We start from the raw sequence: 19282 nt of genomic DNA, 5'->3' as shown, positions 1-19282 counted from the left end.
CCGCAGGCTCCCGGTGGGCAGGAAAGACGGCGAACAGATCCATGACAGAAGCTTCAGGCATGACCATGCCCAGCGCCTTTGGCGAGGCGGGCACAGATGTGAATGCCACATTGACCCCGCAGACGGCGGACAGCATTGCCCTTGCCATCGCCGCGGCAGGCGACGTCACCTATCACTGGGACATGAAGACGGATGTTCTCACCTGGGGCCTTGGCGCCGAGAGTATCCTGAAGCGGCCTGCAGACATGCTGGCGAACGGCAAGCATTTCGCCGCACTGCTTGACCCGGACAATCTCACCAGCCGCTACGAGGCGATCAGCAACAGCGCGGCCGCGGACGAAGGCACGGGCGTTGCCTATCACATCGAGTACCAGCTGAAGGCCGATTCGGTGCTCGGCCTTCCTGCCATGTGGATCGAGGACCGCGGCCGCTGGTTCGCCGGAGCCGACGGCCGTCCTGCCCATGCGGTGGGTATCGTTCGCACCGTCGACGAGCGCCACAGCCGCGACCAGATGCTAAGCACGCTCTCGCACACCGATCCGCTCACCGGCATGATGAACCGCACCCGCCTCGATGAGGCGCTGGAAGAGGCAATCGGCAGCGCCCGCGACAGTGAGACGACCTGCGCCTTCGCGGTGGCCGCGATCCGCAACCTCGATGTGGTGAACGAAGCCTATGGCTTCGAGGTGGCCGATGAAGTGATCGCCGCCCTCTCGCAGCGCCTGCGCGGCGTCACCCGCACGGGCGACGGCATTGCCCGCTACTCCGGCAACAAGTTCGGCTTCATCCTCAACAACTGCAACGGGGCCGACCTTCCCGTCGCCATCGAACGCTTCCTCAACGTGGCGCGCGACAGCGTGATCGAGACCTCGCATGGTCCGGTCTGGGCCCTGCTCTCGATGGGTGCCGTGCTGCTGCCCGTCCACGCCGACTCGAGTGCTGGTGCCCGCGCCCTCGCTGAAGAGGCGCTGTCGTCTGCGCTCCGTCTCTCGAGCGACAGCTTTGTCGTTCACATGCCGTCCGAGAAGGTGAACACGGCACGCATGGTGAATGCACGGTGCGCCGCAGAGATCGTCGAGTGCCTGCGATCCAACAAGTTCCACCTCGCCTTCCAGCCGCTGATCGATGCCCAGAGCGGCCGCGTCGTCTGCCACGAAGCGCTGCTCCGCATGCGCGATACATCAGGCGAAGTCGTGACTGCGGGCCATCTCGTACCCGTGGCCGAGCGCCTCGGCCTCATCCGCCTTGTCGACCGCGCCGTGGTGCAGATGGCGCTCGAAACCCTGCACCGTCATGAAGAGGCGAACCTCTCCATCAATCTCTCCGCCACCACCGCCAACGATCCGCGCTGGAACACCCAGATCATCGAGATGATCGAGATGGCCGGTGCGGTGGCGAAGCGACTGACCATCGAGATCACCGAGACGACGGCGCTCACCGATCTCACCTCGGCGCTCGCCTTCCTCGAGCGCCTGCGCACCACCGGCTGCTGTGTCGCGATCGACGATTTCGGCGCGGGCTTCACCTCGTTCCGCAACCTGCGTGACCTGCCCATCGACGTGATCAAGCTTGACGGCAGCTATTGCAGCAACCTCGCGAAGGATCCGGAGAACGTCTACTTCGCCCGCACCCTGATCGAGATGGCGCACCACTTCGGCATCCGCACCGTGGCGGAATGGGTGGAGACGGAATCGGATGCGGAGATCCTGAAGAGCCTCGGCATCGACTTCCTGCAGGGCAACTACCTCGGCCTGCCGGAAGCGGAAATGCCCTGGACCGAGACCGCCGCCGCCGCCTTCAGCTTCCATGAGCCGGTGATAGCCGCGGCCACCGCGCCTGCCGTGCCACCTGAGCCGCTGGTCAGCGAAGCCGTTGCCGAAGCGGTGGATGAAGAGGTTCCCGAAGAGTCAGATGAAGGCACCAGTGAACAGGTGGACGAGATCACCGAAGACCTTCTGATGGAACTGGCCGCCGCCTTCCTGCAGGGCACGGATGATGCCGATGGCGAACAACAGGATCCCGAGAGCACTTCCGATGAAGAGCTTCCGGATGAAGCGGAGCTTTCTTCTGGGCCCGCGAGCGAAGCGAGCGTTGAGCCGATGAGCGAGGAAACGCTGAGCGAAGACGATCCCGAAATCGCCGCCCTCGAGGACGAGGTGGATGGCAGCCTGATGCGGCTGCGCGCCGCCCTTGATCACCTGACCCTGCAGATCACCACCCCCGATGACGTGGGCGATGCCGGAAACGAAAACGGCGAGGACGTTCGCCTCGCCGGTTGATCGGATGAAGGCGACACTCGCCTAGCGGTTGAGCTGGTCGATCTTGTCCTGCATCGCAGCAAGCTGGTCCTTGAGCGACTGCAATTCGTCCTTGCTCGGGCCGGAGCTGCTCGCTGCCGCGGCAGGCTTGTCGGCGGGGCGCGAGGTACCGGCAAAGGGATTGGGGAAGCCCGCGGGCATGTTGGCGCCGAAGGGCGTGAACATCTTCAGCGAATCCTGGAAGAGCTGCATGTTGCGCTTGGCTGCGTCTTCCATGGCCTTGAAGGCATCGCCGCCGAAGGCATCCATCATCTGCTTGCGGACCTTGTCCTGCTCCTTCATCAGGTTGCCGAGCGAGAATTCCAGATAGCCCGGAACCATGCCCTGCATGCTGTCGCCGTAGAAGCGGATGAGCTGGCGGAGGAAATTGATCGGCAGCAGGTTGTTGTCGCCCTTGTTCTCTTCCTCGAAGATGATCTGGGTGAGCACCGAACGGGTGATGTCCTCGCCGCTCTTGGCGTCGTAGACGATGAAGTCGGCGCCCTCCTTCACCATGCGGGCAAGGTCTTCCAGCGTGACATAGGTCGAAGTCGCCGTGTTGTAGAGGCGGCGGTTGGCGTATTTCTTGATGACGGTAGCGTTCCGGGACTGCTCTGGCTTCGCCTGGCCGGCAGTGGAGGCGGTTTCGTCGGTCACTTGTTTACTCTCCAAAACACGTGAGTCTGACCCGTCGGACGCCGGGCCTTGCACTGCGAAAAAATCTGCTCTCCGCACCGCACAATTGCAAGTGCAAAAAAGAAGGACTTGCCTAACCGAGTCCTATGTCGCATTGCAGCAAACGCCTTTGAGATGCCATATAAGTCCATACCCCGCCGCCATCAGGAGATCGTCATGTCAGACGTCGTCATCGTATCCGCCGCCCGCACCCCCATCGGCTCCTTCAACGGAGCACTGGCCACGCTCACCGGCGCACAGCTCGGCACCATCGCACTCAAGGCCGCCCTTGAGCGCGCCGGCGTTTCGCCCGAGGAAGTGAATGAAGTGATCCTCGGCCAGGTGCTCACCGCCGCCCAGGGCCAGAACCCCGCCCGCCAGGCCGCAATCCACGCGGGCATTCCCAACACGGCAACGGCTTGGGGCCTCAACCAGGTCTGCGGCTCGGGTCTCCGCGCCGTGGCCCTTGGCGCCCAGCAGATCGCCGACGGCTCGGCCCGCATCGTCGCCGCCGGCGGCCAGGAAAGCATGTCGAAGTCGGCCCACGCCGCCCACCTCCGCGACGGCGTGAAGATGGGCGACTGGAACTTCATCGACACCATGATCAAGGACGGGTTGTGGGATGCCTTCAACGGTTACCACATGGGCACGACCGCCGAGAACGTCGCCAAGCAGTGGCAGATCACCCGCGAGCAGCAGGATGCCTTCGCGGTCGCCTCGCAGAACAAGGCCGAGGCCGCCCAGGCCGCCGGCAAGTTCAAGGAGGAGATCATTCCCGTCACCATCTCCACCCGCAAGGGCGACGTGGTGGTGGCCGATGACGAGTACATCAAGAAGGGTGTGACGCTGGAGTCGGTGGCGAAGCTCCGCCCCGCCTTCTCGAAGGATGGCAGCGTCACCGCCGCCAACGCCTCCGGCATCAACGATGGTGCCGCCGTGCTCATCCTCATGTCGGCGGCCGATGCGGCGAAGCGCGGCCTCACCCCGCTTGCCCGCATCGCCTCCGTGGCAACGGCCGGTGTTGATCCCGCCATCATGGGTTCGGGCCCCATCCCCGCCTCGAAGCTTGCGCTCCAGAAGGCGGGCTGGAAGGCCTCCGATCTCGATTTCGTGGAAGCGAACGAAGCCTTCGCCGCCCAGGCCTGTGCGGTGAACAAGGACATGGGCTGGGACACCGCCAAGGTGAACGTCAACGGCGGCGCCATCGCGCTCGGCCATCCGATCGGCGCCTCGGGTGCCCGCGTCCTCACCACGCTGCTGCACGAGATGAAGCGCAGCAACGCCAAGAAGGGCCTCACCACGCTCTGCATCGGCGGCGGCATGGGCATCGCCATGTGCGTCGAGCGCTAGCGCAACGGACGATCAAATCGGAACGATTTGAGAGAGGAAAGTTGCGCCAGATATTTGTTTGCGCATCTTTCGCGTCACAAGTGGTGCCCAGTTGCTCGCACGATGCGTTAAGCGTCACCACAGGCTGAAACAGGCACGCCCGTCCGGACCGCTCCGGGCGGGCGTTTTCGTGTCCGCTTGCAGGCGGCGCCCGATTGGACCAATCCTCCGTCCCGGAGAACACCTGACGGGGGAGCCGGAGACACCATGCAGGACAAGGACCTGATTGCCATCCGCGATGCCGGATTGATCGATACGCCGCAGTTCGACGCCATCTCGGCCTTCTTGCAGGCGCGCAACGCGACGGCCGCAGCCGCTCCCCGCTTCGATCTCACCCACGTCCTCTGGTATGCGGGCACGCTCATCGTCATGGGGGCGATGGGCCTTTTCACCACCGAGGCCTTCAACCGCATGGGCGGACTGGCGCTGATGATCTGCGGCCTCGCCTACATGGCGGCCTTCGCGGTCGCAGGCCATCTGCTGTGGAACCGGCCCGGCCTTCGCACCCCCGGCGGACTTGCCTGGGCCGTCGCCGTGGCGATGGTGCCGCTCGCTGTCTATGGCCTGCAGGACTGGTTGCAGCTGTGGGACTACGCCCAGGGCGACCCCGGGCAATACAAGAACTTCTTTCCCTACGTGCACGGAAGCTGGCTCTACATGGAACTGGCAACCGCACTCGCCGCCTTCGCCGTTGTGCATTTCTATCGCTTTCCCTTTATCCTGATGGGTGCCGCCGTGGCGCTGTGGTTCATGTCCATGGACCTCGCCATGTGGTTCACCCGCTCGCCCGATGCCTACATCGAAGACTTCGACATCCGCCGCACGGTGTCGATCTGGTTCGGTCTTGCCGTGATGCTCCTCTCATGGATTGCAGACCTTCGCCGCAAGGGCCGCGCCGACATGACCTTTTGGCTTCACCTCGCAGGTGCCGCCGCCTTCTGGGGCGGGCTCAGCATGGGGAACGGCGCCACCCAGGTGGAGAAGGCACTCTACTGCCTCATCAACGTCGGGCTTCTCGGCTACAGCCTGTTCATCGGGCGGCGCATCTATGCGGTGTTCGGGGCGCTCGGCATTTCCATCTATCTCGGCTACCTCGCTTCCGATGTCTTCCAGGATGCCATTCTCTTCTCCTTCGCCCTATCGGCAATCGGCATCGCGGTGATCGCGGCGGGACTCTTCACCCACCGCCACCGGGCCGCCCTTCAGCGCTGGTTCGAAGACGTCCTGCCCGAGGGCCTGCGCCGCCTCCGCCCCGAGACGGCATAACCGAGACGGCATAACCGAATTGACTATGGCCAGTGGCTCATGGCACCGCTATGGGTCATGACAACCAGACAATAACAGGGAGGATGTTCATGTCTCGCGTCGCATTGGTCACCGGAGGCTCCCGCGGAATCGGGGCCGCCATCTCGAAGGCCCTCAAGGCAGCGGGCTGCAAGGTGGCCGCCAGCTATGCCGGCAACGACGAAGCGGCCCAGGCCTTCAAGGCCGAGACCGGCATTCCCGTCTACAAGTGGGACGTGGCCAGTGCGGAAGCTTGTGCCGCCGGCATCAAGCAGGTCGAGGCCGACCTCGGCCCTATCGACATTCTCGTCAACAATGCCGGCATCACCAAGGATGCCATGTTCCACAAGATGACGCTGGAACAGTGGCAGGCGGTGATCAACACCAACCTCAACTCGCTCTTCAACATGACGCACCCCGTGTGGGGCGGCATGCGCGACCGCGGCTTCGGCCGCATCATCTGCATCTCCTCCATCAACGGCCAGAAGGGCCAGATGGGACAGGCCAATTATTCCGCCGCCAAGGCGGGCGAGATCGGCTTCGTCAAGGCGCTGGCCCAGGAAGGCGCAGCAAAGAATATCACCGTCAACGCCATCTGCCCGGGCTACATCGGCACCGACATGGTGAAGGCGGTTCCCGAGAAGGTGATGAACGAGCGCATCCTGCCCTTCATTCCCGTGGGCCGCGTCGGCGAACCGGAAGAAATCGCCCGCGCCGTGGCCTTCCTTGCCGCCGATGACGCAGGCTTCATCACCGGCGCCACGCTCTCGGTGAACGGTGGACAATACATGATCTGAGGGGCTAAAACCGCCCGCATGAAACTCCAGGCCAACGCGCTCGCTTGTGAAAGAAACGGGCGCGTTGTCTTTTCCGGATTGTCCTTCGAAGTTGCCGCCGGAGAATATGCCGAACTGCGCGGCCCCAATGGTGCCGGCAAGTCGTCGCTGCTCCGCCTCATCGCCGGCCTCGTGCCCTCGCTCTCCGGTACGCTTCAGCTCACGCCGCCCGGCGACAAGACGGTTCCCCAGCTCTGTCATTATGTCGGCCATCACGACGCCCTCAAGAACGTCATGACGGTGCGCGAGAACATCGCCTTCTGGTCGGTGATGCTGGGCGGCGGTGACGCCACGGCAGCACTCGCCCCCTTCCGCATGGAGCGCCTCGCCGATGATCCGGTGCAGCTTCTCTCCGCCGGGCAGCGGCGGCGTCTTTCGCTCTCGCGTCTTCTTGCGGCACAGCGCCCGGTCTGGCTTCTCGACGAACCGATGACGGCGCTCGATGCGGACTCGCAGAAGACACTCTCCGGCATCGTCGACCGTCATCTCGAAACGGGCGGCATCGTCCTCGCCGCCATCCATGGCGAGGGCCTGCGCAAGCCCGATCACGTCATCTCTCTGGCGGGAGCGGCCTGATGAGCTTCACCACGCTTCTTCGCCGCGATCTTGCGCTGATGTTCCGCCAGGGCGGCAGCCTCGGAGCGGCGCTCTCCTTCATGCTCGCCTTCGTCGTCATGATCCCGCTGGCGCTTGGCCCCGATCAGGCAACGCTCGGCCGCCTTGCGCCCGGGCTTATCTGGCTTGCCCTGCTGCTTGCCGTGCTGCTCACGACCGAGCGCATGTTTCAGCAGGACCATGACGACGGCTCGCTTGATCTTCTCGCCATGGGCGACCTGCCGCTCGAACTCGCCTGCCTCGCCAAGGCGCTGGCCCACTGGCTGTCGGTGAGCCTGCCGCTCGCCGTGCTTGCCGCCCCCGTCGGCATTCTCCTCAATCTCGATACGGGCCGCATCCTGCCCGTCATGCTCGCCATGGTGACAGGCTCGCTCGCCCTCTCGCTGCTGGCGTCCGTAGCGGGGGCTGTCACCGCGGGCCTGCGCCGCGGCGGGCTGGTGGTTCCGCTCCTCGTCCTTCCCCTCTATGTGCCGGTGCTGATCTTCGGCATTGCCGCCTCGACCGGCGACCTCGGCCCTTCCGGCAGCCTGCCGTCACTGCTTGTCCTCTCGGCCATCGCGCTCATTGCACTGGTGATTCAGCCCTGGGCTGCGGCTGCGGCGCTGAGGGCCTATTTTCGCTAGAATTTAGGAGCTAAGAGGACGCCATGCAGATCCTCGCCAATCCCAACCTCTTCATGCGCATTGCCCGCAAGGTCATTCCCTGGGCCTGGGCGCTCACCATCCTCTGCCTCGGGGCCGGCCTCTATCTCGGCCTCCTCGACAGCCCGGCCGACTACCAGCAGGGCGAAACGGTGCGCATCATGTATGTGCATGTGCCCGCCGCCTGGATGGCGCTCTTCGTCTATGTGATGATGGCGGTGGCAAGCGCCATGGCGCTGGTCTTCCGCCACCCCCTCGCCGATGCCGCCGCCAAGGCCGCTGCACCCATGGGGGCCGCCTTCTGCTTCCTCTCGCTCGCCACGGGGTCGATCTGGGGCAAGCCCATGTGGGGCACCTGGTGGGTGTGGGATGCCCGCCTCACCTCCATGTTTGTGCTGATGCTGCTCTATCTCGGCTATCTCGCGGTGTGGAAGGCCTTTGACGATCCGCACCGGGCCGCAGGCCTCGCCCGCGTGGTGGCGCTCGTTGGCGTCATCAACATTCCCATCGTGAAATTCTCCGTCGACTGGTGGAACACGCTGCACCAGCCGGCCAGCGTGGTGAAGATGGGCGGACCCTCGATCGATTCCTCCATGCTCTGGCCGCTGCTCCTCATGGCGCTGGGCTACACCTTCTTCTTCATCGCCCTTCACCTCGTCGCCATCGGCAACGAGATCACCGCCCGCAAGATCCGCACCGCGCGGCTCAAGGCCATCGGAGCGCACTGATGCTGGACGTGACCTCGCCCCACTTCGGCTACGTGCTGGCCTCCTACGTGCTTTCGGCGGCCGTGCTCATCGGCCTCGTGGTCTGGACCTTCATGAAGAAGCGCCGCCTCGAATCGGAAGCGAGCCGCTTCACCTCCCCCGACGAATGAACGGACGCGTGAAATGAACCGCCGCAGCATTCTCGTTCTCCTGCCCGTGATCTTCTTCGCAGGCCTTGCCGTGCTCTTCTACAAGGGTCTCTCGGGCGATCCTTCGACGCTGCCCTCGGCGCTCATCAACAAGCCGGTGCCCGCCTTCTCGCTGGCCGCCATCGACCAGCTCGGCGTGCCCGGCCTTTCGGACGCGGAACTGAAATCAGGCCAGGTGCATGTTGTGAACATCTGGGCCTCGTGGTGCGTGCCCTGCCGCGAGGAACATCCCGTGCTGATGGAACTCGCCAAGCGCAGCGACATCCGCCTCGTCGGCATCAACAACAAGGACGAGCCCGACAATGCCCGCCGCTTCCTCGGCGCGCTGGGCCTGCCCTTCGCCGCGGTGGGCGCAGACCGTGACGGCCGCGTCACCATCGACTGGGGCGGCTATGGCGTGCCCGAGACCTTCATCGTCGATGGCAAGGGCATCATCCGCAACAAGCACGTGGGTCCGCTCACGCTTGACGACATCAAGCCCGGCGGCAGCTTTGCCGTGAAGCTCGAGGCCGCGCAGAAGCCGCTGCCCTGAGGGCGGCGAAAAAACTGAAATCTGACGTGAGAGAAATTACGCCGGACGGCGCTTGAGCTTGACCTTGGTGGGGGCGGGCTTCTCCGCCTCCTCGTCATCGAGACGGTCCATCTCGGCTGCGAGCAACGAGAGATTGTCGATGAGGTTCTTGCGCTCGGAGGCGGGGAAGAGCTGCAGCAGTTTCTTGTCCACGTCTTCCGCACCCGACTGCGCAAGCTTAAGGGATTTCTTCCCGAGCGGCGTGAGCTTGATCGAATTGGTGCGCGCATCTTCCTTGGTGCGGCGGCGCTGCACGTAGCCCTGGGCCATCAGGCGGGCCACGAGATCGGCGAGTGTCGAACGGTCGATGCCGGTGATCTTCACGAGTTCGGTCTGGCTCTTGCCCTCGTGGGTGTCGACGGCGGACAGAACCGTGAACTGACGGTGCGTGAGGCCGGACTTGCCCGCCTCTTCCATGTAGCAGTGAACCGAATACTGCACGGCACGCTTCAACAGATGAGAGAAAGACCGCGCAAATGTTTTTGCGTCTTTGCTGCCCGACATCGGTATCCCTTTATCCCGCCACAACCCGCCGGCTTCTTGTGCCTCAAGCCCGGCCTGCTGTGTTGTCTCGATAGGTGGAGCAGCTGGGCCGCCCCAAGTGTTGCTCTTCGTGTTGCTCGTTCAATCCGGCGCGTGTCCTAGCTTCCCGCTCGTTGCCCCGCAAGAGGAAAGACAATGGCGCACGCGCTTTTGTCAGGCAGACTTTCGCTCCGATGGCGGATGAATTACAAGTCTTGACTCTTGGCCGCAAAAGTGTGCAGCCGATCATCCGTCAACGGATGGTTTCTCCCCGGAGGGCGTTTGCCCCGGTGTTTCGCCACTGGTTCCGGCAGCATCATCCTGCGGCATGTGGCGCGCCACGAACGGCGCATTCGCCAGCGCAAACACGAGTGTCAGGCCCATCAGCCCGAAAACCTTGAAGGTCACCCACTGGTCGGTGGTCACGCTCCGCCACACAACCTCGTTGAGAATCGCGAGGAAGGCAAAGAAGAAACCCCAGCGCAGACTCAGTTTGCGCCACGCCGTGTCGGGAAGTGTCAGGGCCTCGCCCATCACGTCCTTGATGAAGTGTCGTCCAAATGCAACACCTCCCAAAAGAAGCACGGCGAAGATGGCATTCACCAGCGTCACCTTCACCTTGATGAACACTTCGTCATGAAGGTAGAGGGTGAGGCCACCAAACACGCCCACCAGGATCGCGGTCGCAAGCGGCACCTTCGCCACCTTGCCGGTGGAAAGATACGTGTACAGAAGAACCGCCAGCGTCAGCGCCATGAACACGCCGGTGGCCCAGAAGATGCCCGCCTTCCAGTTCACTGCAAAAAAGACGAGCAGCGGCGCGAATTCGAGAAACTGCTTCCTGCCCTGGCTCATGCGTGGCTCAATCCGAAAATCCTCAACCGCCGTTCAGGCCGGCGATGGCCTCGGCAAATGCCTCTGCATCGAAAGGCTGGAGGTCGTCAATCGATTCGCCGACACCGATTGCATGGATGGGCAGCTTGAAGCGTTCCGCAATCGCCACGAGGATGCCACCGCGGGCCGTGCCGTCCAACTTGGTCATGATCAGGCCGGTGACGCCAGCAACCTTGGTGAAGGCGTCCGCCTGGGCGAGCGCATTCTGCCCCGTCGTGGCATCGAGCACCAGCAGCACCGCATGCGGTGCAGCGGCGTCGTACTTCTTGATGACGCGCACCACCTTGTCGAGCTCGTCCATCAGGTAGGTCTTGTTGTGAAGGCGTCCCGCCGTGTCGATGAAGACAATGTCGGTGCCGTCCTCCTTCGCGGACTTCATGGCATCGAAGGCGAGGCCTGCGGCATCCGACCCCGGCGGGCGCGAAATGGTCTCGGCGCCGATTCGCTCGCCCCACACCTTGAGTTGGTCGATGGCCGCCGCGCGGAAGGTGTCGCAGGCCGCGAACTTCACCTTGAAGCCTTCGCGCGCCGCGATGGCGCCGAGCTTGCCGATGGTGGTGGTCTTGCCGGAGCCGTTCACGCCGACCACGAGAATCACATAGGGCTTCTCGCTGCCGAAGTTGAACGGCACTTCGACGGGCTTGAGCACGCCCGCCACTTCGCTGGCGAGGATGCGCTTCACCTCTTCCGGATCGATCTCCTTGTCGTAGCGCCCCTGCGAGACCGCCTTGATGATGCGCTCGGAGACGGCGACACCGAGATCCGCCTGGATCAGCGTGTCCTCGAGATCCTGCAGCGTGCTGGCATCGAGCTTGCGCTTGGTGAAGATCGCCGAGATCGATCCGGTGATCGACTTCGATGACTTGGACAGACCGTCACGGAGACGCGAGAACCAGCCGCCACGCTGCTCCGGTGCGGACGCGGCAACAGGTGCCGGTGCAGGCGGGGGCGGTGGTGGGGGCGCAACCGGCTCGGGTGCAACGGGTTCAGGCGGCGCAACGGCAACCGGCTCCGGAAGAGGCGCGGGTGTAGGCTCGGGCTCAACGACGACAGGCGGTGGCGGCGGCGCTGGAGGCGGCGGCTCGACCGTCTCGGCAGCAGGCTTGGCCTTCGGTTCCGGTACAGGGGGCGGCGGAGGAGGAACAGGCTTTGCCGCCTTTTCCTTCGCGGGCGCCTTCGCCGGTGCGGGCGCAGGCTTCACGTCGGTCTTCGCAGCCTTGCCTTTCGCGGGCGGAGGCGGAGGTGGCGGCGGCGGTTCGGCCTTCTTTGCAGCAGGCTTCGCCTCGGCCTTGGCCGGTGCTTTCGCCGCAGGCTTTGCCTCCGGCTTCGTCTCTTTCTTCGCCGCAGGCTTCGGCGGAGGAGGTGGCGGTGGCGGTTCAGCCTTCTTCGCCTTCACCGGTTCCTTCGCAGCCGGCTTCTCCTTCGGCGCCGGAGCAGCCTTCGGAGGCGGAGGCGGTGGTGGCGGATCAACTTCCTCGATCACCTCCACAACAGGTGGAGGCGGCGGAGGGGGCGGCGGCGCCTCGGCAACGACGACAGGCTCCGGTTCCGGCAGCGGTTCCGGTTCCGGTGCAGGCGGCGCGTCTGGTTCCGGCGCGGGAAGGGCTTTCGCCTCTTCGGCGGGCGGCGGCGCGTCACCGCGGCCGGTGATGCGGTTGAAGAGTTTCTTGAAGAAGCCGCTCATGCTGCCAATCCTGCCGCGGGTCCGGTGACCACCTGCAAGCCGTCATCATTGGCGGCGGTCACCACGGCGCGCACGATGGCGCCCGGCGTCATCTGCTGGGTGAAATGGGCAAGCGCGAACTGCGGCGTGCGGCCGAGCTTCGGCGTCTCCACCAGCACGTCATGGGCCTCGCCCACCTGGCGGGCGAGGAAGGCCTTGAGCCGCTCCGCCCCCGTCTCGCGCAGCAGTGCGGCACGGCGCTTGACGATCTGCTGCTCGAGGAGCGGCATGCGCGCCGCCGGCGTGCCGGGCCGCGGCGAGAACGGAAAGACATGCAGGAAGGTGAGGCCGCATTCATCGATGATGCGGAGCGAGTTCTCGAACATCTCGTCCGTCTCGGTGGGGAAGCCCGCGATGATGTCGGCGCCGAAGACGATGTCGGGGCGGCGGCGGCGCAGGTCGGTGCAGAAGCGGATCGAGTCTTCGCGGGCGTGACGCCGCTTCATCCGCTTCAGGATCATGTTGTCGCCCGACTGCAGCGAGAGATGGAGATGCGGCATCACCCGCTGCTCGCTCGCCAGGATATCCATCAGCTCGTCATCCGCCTCGATCGAATCGATGGATGAGAGGCGGAGGCGGCGGAGATCAGGAACGCCAGAGAGAATGCGCGAGAGAAGGTGACCAAGCCGCGGGGCGCCGTCGAGGTCAGCCCCCCAGCTCGTCAGATCAACGCCCGAGAGCACCACTTCGTTGTGGCCCTCGGCGACGAGACGGCGCACCTGCTCGACGGCAGCAGTCACGGGCACGGAGCGGGAATTGCCACGCCCGAAGGGAATGATGCAGAAGGTGCAGCGGTGGTCGCAGCCGTTCTGCACCTGGGCGAAGGCGCGGGTGCGCCCGGTCAGCCGGGCGATCACCGGCACATGGGCTTCCTTCACCTGCATGATGTCGGAGACATCGACGCGCGGCGCATTGCTGCCCTTGAGCCAGCTCGTGGCCTTCAGCTTTTCCTCGTTGCCGAGAACGCGCGTCACCTCCGGCATGGCGGCGAAGGTCTCGGCCTCCGTCTGCGCGGCACAGCCGGTGACGATGATTTCGGCGTCCGGGTTTTCCTTGCGCGCCTTGCGGATCGCCTGGCGCGCCTGGCGCGTCGCCTCGGCTGTCACGGCACAGGTGTTGAAGACGATGGCGTTCGTCACACCCGCCTTCTCGGCATGGCCGCGCATGATCTCGGATTCGAACGTGTTGAGGCGGCAGCCGAAGGTCTCGATGCGGACGTCGCTCATGGCCTTACCCCAGGAGCCCGGCGGGCAGCACACCCTCGTATTCATATTCGACCGGGCCGGTCATCAGCACGTGACCGTTCTCCTCGTTCACCGCCATGAAGAGATCGCCACCCGGCAGGGTGATGCGGCACTTCGAGTCGATCAGGCGCAGACGATGTCCCGCCGCCATGGTGGCGCAGGCGGCCGTGCCGCAGGCCTTGGTGAGGCCGGCACCGCGCTCCCACACCTTGAGGATGACGTGATCGCGCGAAACGACCTGGGCCAGTTCCACATTGGTGCGCTCGGGGAAGAGCGGATGATGCTCGATCATCGGCCCCACCTTGGCGAGATCGACGACATCGAGATCATTGACCCAGAAGATGCAGTGGGGATTGCCGACATTGACGACCGACGGCGAGTGCAGCAGCGGCTTGTCGATGGGGCCGATCTGCAATTCGATGTGGCGCGTGTCGGCGAAGGCTTCCGAGAGCGGAATCTCCTTCCAGCCGAAGCGCGGCTTGCCCTGGTCGATGGTCACCATCATCGGCCCTGCCCGCTTCGCCGAAAGGAAGCCGCCGCGCGTATCGATGGTGACGCTGTCGCTCTTGCGCTCGCCCATGACGATGTCGGCGATGCAGCGCGAGGCATTGCCGCAGGATTGCACCTCGCCCCCTTCCGCATTCCAGAATCCGCATCTTCACGTCGGCGATGGGCGACTGTTCCATGACGATGAGCTGGTCACAGCCCACGCCCTTCTTGCGGTCGGCGATGGCGCGCGCCTGGTCGTCGCTGATCGCCAGCGGCTCGCCGCGCGCATCGATCACGACAAAGTCGTTGCCAAGACCGTTCATTTTGCGGAACGGAACGGCCGGGGCGGCAACAGGGTTTGACAAGACGCTGGACATGGCCCGCCTTATATGGGGAAAGAGCCCGCGAATCCAATTGTTCTGAGACCGGACCAGCACTCACATGACCGCACCCATCCTGATCGGCCGCATCCTCGGCGCCCACGGCATCCGGGGCGCGGTGAAGCTCAGGAGCTTCGCCGCCGAGCCCGCCGCCATTGCCCGCTACAGGCCGTTAACCACGGCGGACGGACGCGCGATCGAGATCCTGCGGGTGAAGCCCGCCGCCGACGCCTTCATCGCCGACCTCAAGGACGTGCGCGACCGCAACCAGGCCGAGGCGCTGGCCGGAACCGACCTCTATGTGGCGCGCGAGGCGTTGCCCGCGCCCGCGGAAGGCGAAATCTATCTCGCCGACCTCGTGGGCAAGCCCGTCCACGCCGGGGAGAAGGCGATTGGTACTGTGGCCGGCATCCAGAACTATGGCGCAGGCGACCTCCTCGAACTCGACTCGGGCGAACTGATCCCCGTCGCCTTCGTCACTTCTGCCGGCGATGTGGTGAGTGTCGACCTGCCCGAGGGCTTCCTCGATCCTGCCGACGAGAGCCAGCGCGGCCAGAACGGAAGGCCCTGACGGCCATGCCTTTTGCCGCAACCCTCCTCACGCTCTTTCCCGCCATGTTTCCGGGGCCCTTGGGCCTGTCGTTGGCCGGGCGTGCGCTGAAAGAGGGCCTGTGGAGCCTTGAGGCCCGCGACATCCGCGACTTTGCCACCGACCGGCACCGCACCGTGGACGATCACCCGGCAGGGGGCGGGGTGGGCATGGTGCTGAAGCCCGATATTCTCGCTGCCGCCATCGACGGCACGCCCCACGTGGGCCCCCGGCTTCTCATGTCGCCCCGGGGCGAACCGCTGACCCAGGCTCTTGTGGCCGAACTGGCGGCAGGTCCGGGTGCCCTCATCGTCTGCGGCCGCTTCGAGGGGGTAGACCAGCGGGTGATCGAGCGCCGCACCCTGCGGGAGGTCTCGGTCGGCGATTATATCCTCTCGGGCGGCGAGCCGGCCGCCCTTGTCCTCCTCGATGCCGTGGTCCGGCTGCTGCCGGGCGTCATGGGGAAACTGGAGAGTGCGGCGGAGGAAAGTTTTTCCGATGGCCTCCTCGAACACCCCCACTATACCAAGCCCAATCTCTGGGAAGATACTGAAATTCCTGAGATTCTTCTCTCCGGCGACCACAAGGCCATCGCTGCCTGGAAGCGCCGGCAGCGGGAGGACCTGACCCGCCGCCGCCGCCCCGACCTGTGGGCGAGGCTGCAGGCGAAAAACGAGCGGGGAGAAGGTTGACTTTTCCACAGACTCCGAACTAGAAGCCCCACCGAAACGGCGTTCACACCGGTGTCCGCCCGGAAAGGTATTCAAACATGAACATTATCGCGCAGCTCGAAGCCGAGCAGATGGCCACCATTGCCGCCAAGCGCCAGCTCCCGGATTTCGATTCCGGTGACACGGTGATCGTCAACGTGAAGGTGATCGAAGGCGAACGCACCCGCGTGCAGGCCTATGAAGGCGTCGTGATCGCCCGTTCGGGTGGCGGCCTCAACGAGAACTTCACCGTCCGCAAGCTCTCCTATGGCGAAGGCGTGGAACGTGTGTTCCCGGTCTACTCGCCGATGATCGACTCGGTGAAGGTCGTGCGCCGCGGCAAGGTCCGCCGCGCCAAGCTCTATTACCTCAAGGGCCGCACCGGCAAGTCGGCCCGCATCGTGGAAGACCAGCGCCAGGCCTTCGCCGACGCGGCCCAGGAAGCCAAGGCTGAAAAGGCCGAAGCCAAGGCATAAGCCTTCCTCTGCGAACAGAATCACAAAGGCCGGCCCTTGCGCCGGCCTTTTTCGTTTCAACCTGCCATCAAACCACCGGCGCGATGCCGACGATGCCCTTGGTGCTTCCGTATTCGCGGGCATAGTGCTCGGCCTGGGTGCGCGCCGCCGTGAGGGCATTGCGCATCAGGATCGAGACCGTGACCGGCCCCACCCCGCCCGGCACCGGCGTGATCCAGCCTGCCACCTCGGCGCAGGGATCGTAGTCGACGTCACCCACTGTGATCATCTTGCCCGCCTCCTCGATCTGGTTGATGCCGATGTCGATCACCGCGGCACCGGGCTTGATCATGGCCGAGGTGATGAAGCGCGGCTTTCCCACCGCGATGAACACCGCATCAGCGGCGCGCGAATGGATGGCGAGGTTGCGCGTCATGTGGTGGCAGACGGTGACGGTCGCCCCTTCCGCCAGCAGCAGGAAGGCGATGGGCTTGCCGACAATTTCCGAGTGGCCGATCACCACCGCATTAAGGCCCTCGAGCTGCAGCCCCGTGCGCTTCAGGAGTTCGACCGAGGCGGCGGCGGTGCAGGGGGCAAGCGCGGTGTCACGGTAGACGATGTTGCCGATCGAGGCGGGATGCATGCCCTCCACGTCCTTCAGCGGATGGATCGCCGACTGCAGTTCCTTGATGTTGAGATGCTTCGGCACCGGGCGCTGGATGATGATGCCGGTGACGCGGGGGTCGGTATTGAGCGCCTGGACGATGCCGGTCATCTCGATGGGAGAGATGCTGGCAGGAAGCGTGCGCTGCTCGAAGAGGATGCCGGCCCGCTCGGCGCCGCGGGCCTGGTTGCGGACATAGAGATTGATCGCCGGCACATCGCCGATGGTGATCTAGACGAGTTTGGTGGGCCAGCCATCCTTCGCCAGGGCTTCGACACCCGCGCGTACGCTGGAGAGAATTTCATCGGCCACGGGCTTGCCCAGAAGGGCGTTGTGGCGGTGGCCTGAAGCGGTTGGCATGGAGAGACTGATCCTTGTTGGGATGCCCCGTGCCAAACCCCGTTTCTGCAATCAAGTGTTTTGCAGCACCGCGGTGCCGCTTCTTGCAATCACGCTGTCCAGACGCTGCATCGCCTCGTCGAAGGCCTTCTCCGCCGGCATGAGGAGGCGTGCGGCGAGATAGGCCCCGGCCAGATAATCGCCCGTTCCGTGCGGCACCTGCGGCTTCTTCTCCGACGTTTTGCCATGCACCCCCGACGCCGTGACGAGGAGCGTGTCGAGATGGTTTCCGGCAGCGGGAACGGAGGTGACGATCACCTCGGCAGGAGCAAGCCGCCGCGCCGCCGCAACGGCCGCCTCACGGTCGGTGATGGCCGCGCTCCCTGCAAGCCAGGCCAGTTCGAAACAATTGGGCGTCATGATCGTGGCCAGGGGCAGAAGCTGATCGCGGATCGCAACCGCAATCTCCTCCGCCACATAGAGCCGGCCATCGTCGCCCATGACCGGATCGACCAGCACGAGGAGCGACGGGTTCTTCGCCTTCAGCGCGGTGATGATCCGGGCCGCCGTGGCCACCTGGGCCACCCCTGCAAAGTAGCCCGTAAGCACCCCGTCACAATCGTCCAAACCGCCTTTTTCCTCAACCGATTCAATGAGGTTGGCAAAGACCTTTGGATCGATCCAATTGGCCACGGGGCGGCCGTGGCCGGGATGGTGCGAGAGCACTACGGTCGGCACCTGCAGCACCTCGTGGCCCTTCTGCTGCAGGGCGGGCACCGCCGCGGTATTGCCCACCGGCCCCCACACCACCTGCGACGACAGCGAGAGGACCTTGGCCATCAGAAGATGTTCTTTTCGAAAAGCGGTTCCTTGCGGAGCAGGCGCTCGTAGCCCATGCGGGTGAGATCGATCGTGCGGAAGCCGCCATGGATGATGAGTTCGGCGATGGCGTTGCCTGTGGCAGGCCCCTGCTGGATGCCGTGGCCGGAGAAACCGTTGCCGAAGTAGAAGTTCGGGATCCCGGGATGGCGGCCGATGATGCCGTTGTGGTCGAACCAGTTGTAGTCGTAGTGGCCGACCCAGTTCCCCACCATCTTCACCGCCTCGAAGACGGGAACGCGCGCGGCGAGCGATGGCCACACCTTTTCCTCGAACCAGCTCTCGTCCATGAGCCAGTCTTTCACGGCGGGCTCTTCCTCTTCGCTGGGCGTGAAGCCCCAGATGAAGTTGCGGCCCTCGGGGCGGAAGTATTCGCCCGTGACGTCGAAGGTGAGCGGACCCTTCCGCATCTCCTCCGGTGCGGCGGGACAGTCCACCACATAGACGTAGCGCTTGGCGGGCGAGACGGGGAGCTCGATCCCGGCCATGGCGGCAAGTGCCCCTGCCCCCGCACCCGCCGCATTGACGAGCGCGCCCACCGTGTACTCTTCGTCATTGGCAAGGGTGATGCCGGTGACCATGCCGTTGGCTTTCACGCCCGTCACCGCCTGCGGCACCAGCTTCACGTCGCGGGCCACCGCCGCCTTGCGGACAAGCGTCATCAGCGAATAGGGATCGAACCAGCCCTCGTTCCGGGGCCCGAAGGAGCCCGCGGCGATGCCGTCGAAGTTGATCCACGGAAAGCGCTTCGCCAACTCGTCGCCCGAGAAGATCACCGTGTCGGCGCCCATCGAGACCTGCAGCGCCCGGTTCTCCTCCAGCACGGGCACGCCGCGCTCGGTGGCCAGCACGAGGTAGCCCTGCTCCTTGAAGCCGATGTCGGCATCGGCCCCGAATTCCTGCTTGAGGTTGCGGATGAGCGCGAGGCCGAACTGCGAGAGGCGGATGTTCTCCGGCGTAGAGAACTGTTGGCGGATGCCGCCCCAGGAGAGGGCCGAGCAGGAGTGCTTAAAGCTCGTGTCCTGCTCGAAGATCGCGATCGATCCGGTAAAGCCGTTCTTGCGCAGGTAGTAGGCGGTGGAACTGCCGACGATCCCGCCGCCGGCGATGGCAACATCAACATGGGTCATGCCCTGTCCTATGGCATGGCGGAGCCTTCGCACTCAAGCG

Annotated in this window: 21 protein-coding genes and 1 pseudogene; 13 read left to right on the top strand and 9 right to left on the bottom strand. The window is 64.7% G+C overall.

Annotated features, from left to right (window positions below; genetic code table 11):
• Positions 1-41 precede the first annotated feature (41 nt).
• Positions 42-2279 (top strand): EAL domain-containing protein, encoded by a 2238-nt coding sequence (locus QM801_RS18215; RefSeq protein WP_415020624.1) that lies wholly within the window; start codon positions 42-44, stop codon positions 2277-2279.
• Positions 2280-2300: 21 nt separating this feature from the next.
• On the opposite strand, the gene phaR is transcribed toward QM801_RS18215, so the two are convergent.
• Complete coding sequence (phaR, locus tag QM801_RS18210; protein WP_415020623.1) at positions 2301-2954, bottom strand: polyhydroxyalkanoate synthesis repressor PhaR; 654 nt, start codon at positions 2952-2954, stop codon at positions 2301-2303.
• Positions 2955-3149: 195 nt separating this feature from the next.
• Here phaR and QM801_RS18205 point away from each other — a divergent pair, with 195 nt between their 5' ends.
• From QM801_RS18205 to QM801_RS18170, 8 genes are all read left to right on the top strand, one after another.
• Positions 3150-4322, top strand: coding sequence for an acetyl-CoA C-acetyltransferase (locus tag QM801_RS18205; RefSeq protein ID WP_415020622.1), 1173 nt, complete (start codon positions 3150-3152; stop codon positions 4320-4322).
• 246 nt (positions 4323-4568) lie between these two features.
• The gene (locus QM801_RS18200; protein ID WP_415020621.1) at positions 4569-5627 is read left to right on the top strand and encodes a hypothetical protein; all 1059 of its coding nucleotides are present in this window, start codon (positions 4569-4571) and stop codon (positions 5625-5627) included.
• 89 nt (positions 5628-5716) lie between these two features.
• Positions 5717-6442, top strand: a complete 726-nt coding sequence (locus QM801_RS18195) for a beta-ketoacyl-ACP reductase (RefSeq protein ID WP_415020620.1) — start codon at positions 5717-5719, stop codon at positions 6440-6442.
• A gap of 18 nt (positions 6443-6460) precedes the next feature.
• Complete coding sequence (gene ccmA / locus QM801_RS18190; protein WP_415020619.1) at positions 6461-7057, top strand: heme ABC exporter ATP-binding protein CcmA; 597 nt, start codon at positions 6461-6463, stop codon at positions 7055-7057.
• Complete coding sequence (gene ccmB, locus QM801_RS18185; RefSeq protein ID WP_415020618.1) at positions 7057-7719, top strand: heme exporter protein CcmB; 663 nt, start codon at positions 7057-7059, stop codon at positions 7717-7719. Before ccmA ends, ccmB begins: the two co-directional genes overlap by 1 nt.
• 23 nt (positions 7720-7742) lie before the next feature.
• Positions 7743-8465, top strand: a complete 723-nt coding sequence (locus QM801_RS18180) for a heme ABC transporter permease (RefSeq protein ID WP_415020617.1) — start codon at positions 7743-7745, stop codon at positions 8463-8465.
• Positions 8465-8614: a heme exporter protein CcmD gene (gene ccmD / locus QM801_RS18175; RefSeq protein WP_415020616.1), complete on the top strand. Its 150-nt coding sequence runs from the start codon at positions 8465-8467 to the stop codon at positions 8612-8614. Before QM801_RS18180 ends, ccmD begins: the two co-directional genes overlap by 1 nt.
• Before the next feature lie 13 nt (positions 8615-8627).
• Positions 8628-9185: a DsbE family thiol:disulfide interchange protein gene (locus QM801_RS18170; RefSeq protein WP_415020615.1), complete on the top strand. Its 558-nt coding sequence runs from the start codon at positions 8628-8630 to the stop codon at positions 9183-9185.
• 36 nt (positions 9186-9221) lie between these two features.
• On the opposite strand, the gene QM801_RS18165 is transcribed toward QM801_RS18170, so the two are convergent.
• The 5 genes from QM801_RS18165 to dapF form a co-directional block, all read right to left on the bottom strand.
• Complete coding sequence (locus QM801_RS18165; RefSeq protein WP_415020614.1) at positions 9222-9665, bottom strand: MarR family winged helix-turn-helix transcriptional regulator; 444 nt, start codon at positions 9663-9665, stop codon at positions 9222-9224.
• Between the two features lie 327 nt (positions 9666-9992).
• On the bottom strand, positions 9993-10601 hold the full coding sequence (locus tag QM801_RS18160) for a septation protein A (RefSeq protein WP_415020613.1): 609 nt from the start codon (positions 10599-10601) through the stop codon (positions 9993-9995).
• Positions 10602-10623: 22 nt separating this feature from the next.
• Positions 10624-12324 (bottom strand): signal recognition particle-docking protein FtsY, encoded by a 1701-nt coding sequence (gene ftsY, locus QM801_RS18155; protein ID WP_415020612.1) that lies wholly within the window; start codon positions 12322-12324, stop codon positions 10624-10626.
• On the bottom strand, positions 12321-13589 hold the full coding sequence (gene mtaB, locus QM801_RS18150; protein ID WP_415020611.1) for a tRNA (N(6)-L-threonylcarbamoyladenosine(37)-C(2))-methylthiotransferase MtaB: 1269 nt from the start codon (positions 13587-13589) through the stop codon (positions 12321-12323). Before mtaB ends, ftsY begins: the two co-directional genes overlap by 4 nt.
• 4 nt (positions 13590-13593) lie before the next feature.
• On the bottom strand, positions 13594-14232 hold the full coding sequence (gene dapF / locus QM801_RS18145) for a diaminopimelate epimerase (RefSeq protein WP_415020610.1): 639 nt from the start codon (positions 14230-14232) through the stop codon (positions 13594-13596).
• On the opposite strand from dapF, the gene QM801_RS18140 reads away from it, so the two are divergent.
• From QM801_RS18140 to rplS, 4 genes are all read left to right on the top strand, one after another.
• Complete coding sequence (locus tag QM801_RS18140) at positions 14201-14458, top strand: hypothetical protein (protein ID WP_415020609.1); 258 nt, start codon at positions 14201-14203, stop codon at positions 14456-14458. The two genes, dapF and QM801_RS18140, sit on opposite strands and share 32 nt — an antisense overlap.
• A 79-nt stretch (positions 14459-14537) precedes the next feature.
• Entirely contained in the window at positions 14538-15047 is a 510-nt protein-coding gene (rimM, locus tag QM801_RS18135; protein ID WP_415020608.1) for a ribosome maturation factor RimM, read from the top strand.
• Between the two features lie 5 nt (positions 15048-15052).
• Positions 15053-15757: a tRNA (guanosine(37)-N1)-methyltransferase TrmD gene (trmD, locus tag QM801_RS18130; protein WP_415020607.1), complete on the top strand. Its 705-nt coding sequence runs from the start codon at positions 15053-15055 to the stop codon at positions 15755-15757.
• A 77-nt stretch (positions 15758-15834) separates the two neighbouring features.
• Positions 15835-16251 (top strand): 50S ribosomal protein L19, encoded by a 417-nt coding sequence (gene rplS / locus QM801_RS18125; protein ID WP_415020606.1) that lies wholly within the window; start codon positions 15835-15837, stop codon positions 16249-16251.
• 67 nt (positions 16252-16318) lie between these two features.
• On the opposite strand, the pseudogene QM801_RS18120 reads toward rplS, so the two are convergent.
• From QM801_RS18120 to QM801_RS18110, 3 genes and pseudogenes are all read right to left on the bottom strand, one after another.
• Positions 16319-17254, bottom strand: a pseudogene (locus QM801_RS18120) (bifunctional 5,10-methylenetetrahydrofolate dehydrogenase/5,10-methenyltetrahydrofolate cyclohydrolase).
• A 51-nt stretch (positions 17255-17305) separates the two neighbouring features.
• Entirely contained in the window at positions 17306-18073 is a 768-nt protein-coding gene (gene pdxY / locus QM801_RS18115; RefSeq protein WP_415020605.1) for a pyridoxal kinase, read from the bottom strand.
• Positions 18073-19242, bottom strand: coding sequence for an NAD(P)/FAD-dependent oxidoreductase (locus QM801_RS18110; RefSeq protein ID WP_415020604.1), 1170 nt, complete (start codon positions 19240-19242; stop codon positions 18073-18075). Before QM801_RS18110 ends, pdxY begins: the two co-directional genes overlap by 1 nt.
• Between the last annotated feature and the right edge of the window lie 40 nt (positions 19243-19282).

The organism is Aestuariivirga sp. (assembly GCF_047600585.1).
GTDB lineage: Bacteria > Pseudomonadota > Alphaproteobacteria > Rhizobiales > Aestuariivirgaceae > Aestuariivirga.
This window is presented reverse-complemented; position numbering and strand designations above follow the sequence as displayed.

What these genes read in the sequence shown, in the direction of transcription:
- QM801_RS18215 (WP_415020624.1), top strand. Translation starts at nt 42, where the DNA reads ATGACAGAAGCTTCAGGCATGACCATGCCCAGCGCCTTTGGCGAGGCG.
- QM801_RS18205 (WP_415020622.1), top strand. Translation starts at nt 3,150, where the DNA reads ATGTCAGACGTCGTCATCGTATCCGCCGCCCGCACCCCCATCGGCTCC.
- QM801_RS18200 (WP_415020621.1), top strand. Translation starts at nt 4,569, where the DNA reads ATGCAGGACAAGGACCTGATTGCCATCCGCGATGCCGGATTGATCGAT.
- QM801_RS18195 (WP_415020620.1), top strand. Translation starts at nt 5,717, where the DNA reads ATGTCTCGCGTCGCATTGGTCACCGGAGGCTCCCGCGGAATCGGGGCC.
- ccmA (WP_415020619.1), top strand. Translation starts at nt 6,461, where the DNA reads ATGAAACTCCAGGCCAACGCGCTCGCTTGTGAAAGAAACGGGCGCGTT.
- ccmB (WP_415020618.1), top strand. Translation starts at nt 7,057, where the DNA reads ATGAGCTTCACCACGCTTCTTCGCCGCGATCTTGCGCTGATGTTCCGC.
- QM801_RS18180 (WP_415020617.1), top strand. Translation starts at nt 7,743, where the DNA reads ATGCAGATCCTCGCCAATCCCAACCTCTTCATGCGCATTGCCCGCAAG.
- ccmD (WP_415020616.1), top strand. Translation starts at nt 8,465, where the DNA reads ATGCTGGACGTGACCTCGCCCCACTTCGGCTACGTGCTGGCCTCCTAC.
- QM801_RS18170 (WP_415020615.1), top strand. Translation starts at nt 8,628, where the DNA reads ATGAACCGCCGCAGCATTCTCGTTCTCCTGCCCGTGATCTTCTTCGCA.
- QM801_RS18160 (WP_415020613.1), bottom strand. Translation starts at nt 10,601, where the DNA reads ATGAGCCAGGGCAGGAAGCAGTTTCTCGAATTCGCGCCGCTGCTCGTC.
- ftsY (WP_415020612.1), bottom strand. Translation starts at nt 12,324, where the DNA reads ATGAGCGGCTTCTTCAAGAAACTCTTCAACCGCATCACCGGCCGCGGT.
- mtaB (WP_415020611.1), bottom strand. Translation starts at nt 13,589, where the DNA reads ATGAGCGACGTCCGCATCGAGACCTTCGGCTGCCGCCTCAACACGTTC.
- QM801_RS18140 (WP_415020609.1), top strand. Translation starts at nt 14,201, where the DNA reads ATGCAGCGCGAGGCATTGCCGCAGGATTGCACCTCGCCCCCTTCCGCA.
- rimM (WP_415020608.1), top strand. Translation starts at nt 14,538, where the DNA reads ATGACCGCACCCATCCTGATCGGCCGCATCCTCGGCGCCCACGGCATC.
- trmD (WP_415020607.1), top strand. Translation starts at nt 15,053, where the DNA reads ATGCCTTTTGCCGCAACCCTCCTCACGCTCTTTCCCGCCATGTTTCCG.
- rplS (WP_415020606.1), top strand. Translation starts at nt 15,835, where the DNA reads ATGAACATTATCGCGCAGCTCGAAGCCGAGCAGATGGCCACCATTGCC.
- pdxY (WP_415020605.1), bottom strand. Translation starts at nt 18,073, where the DNA reads ATGGCCAAGGTCCTCTCGCTGTCGTCGCAGGTGGTGTGGGGGCCGGTG.
- QM801_RS18110 (WP_415020604.1), bottom strand. Translation starts at nt 19,242, where the DNA reads ATGACCCATGTTGATGTTGCCATCGCCGGCGGCGGGATCGTCGGCAGT.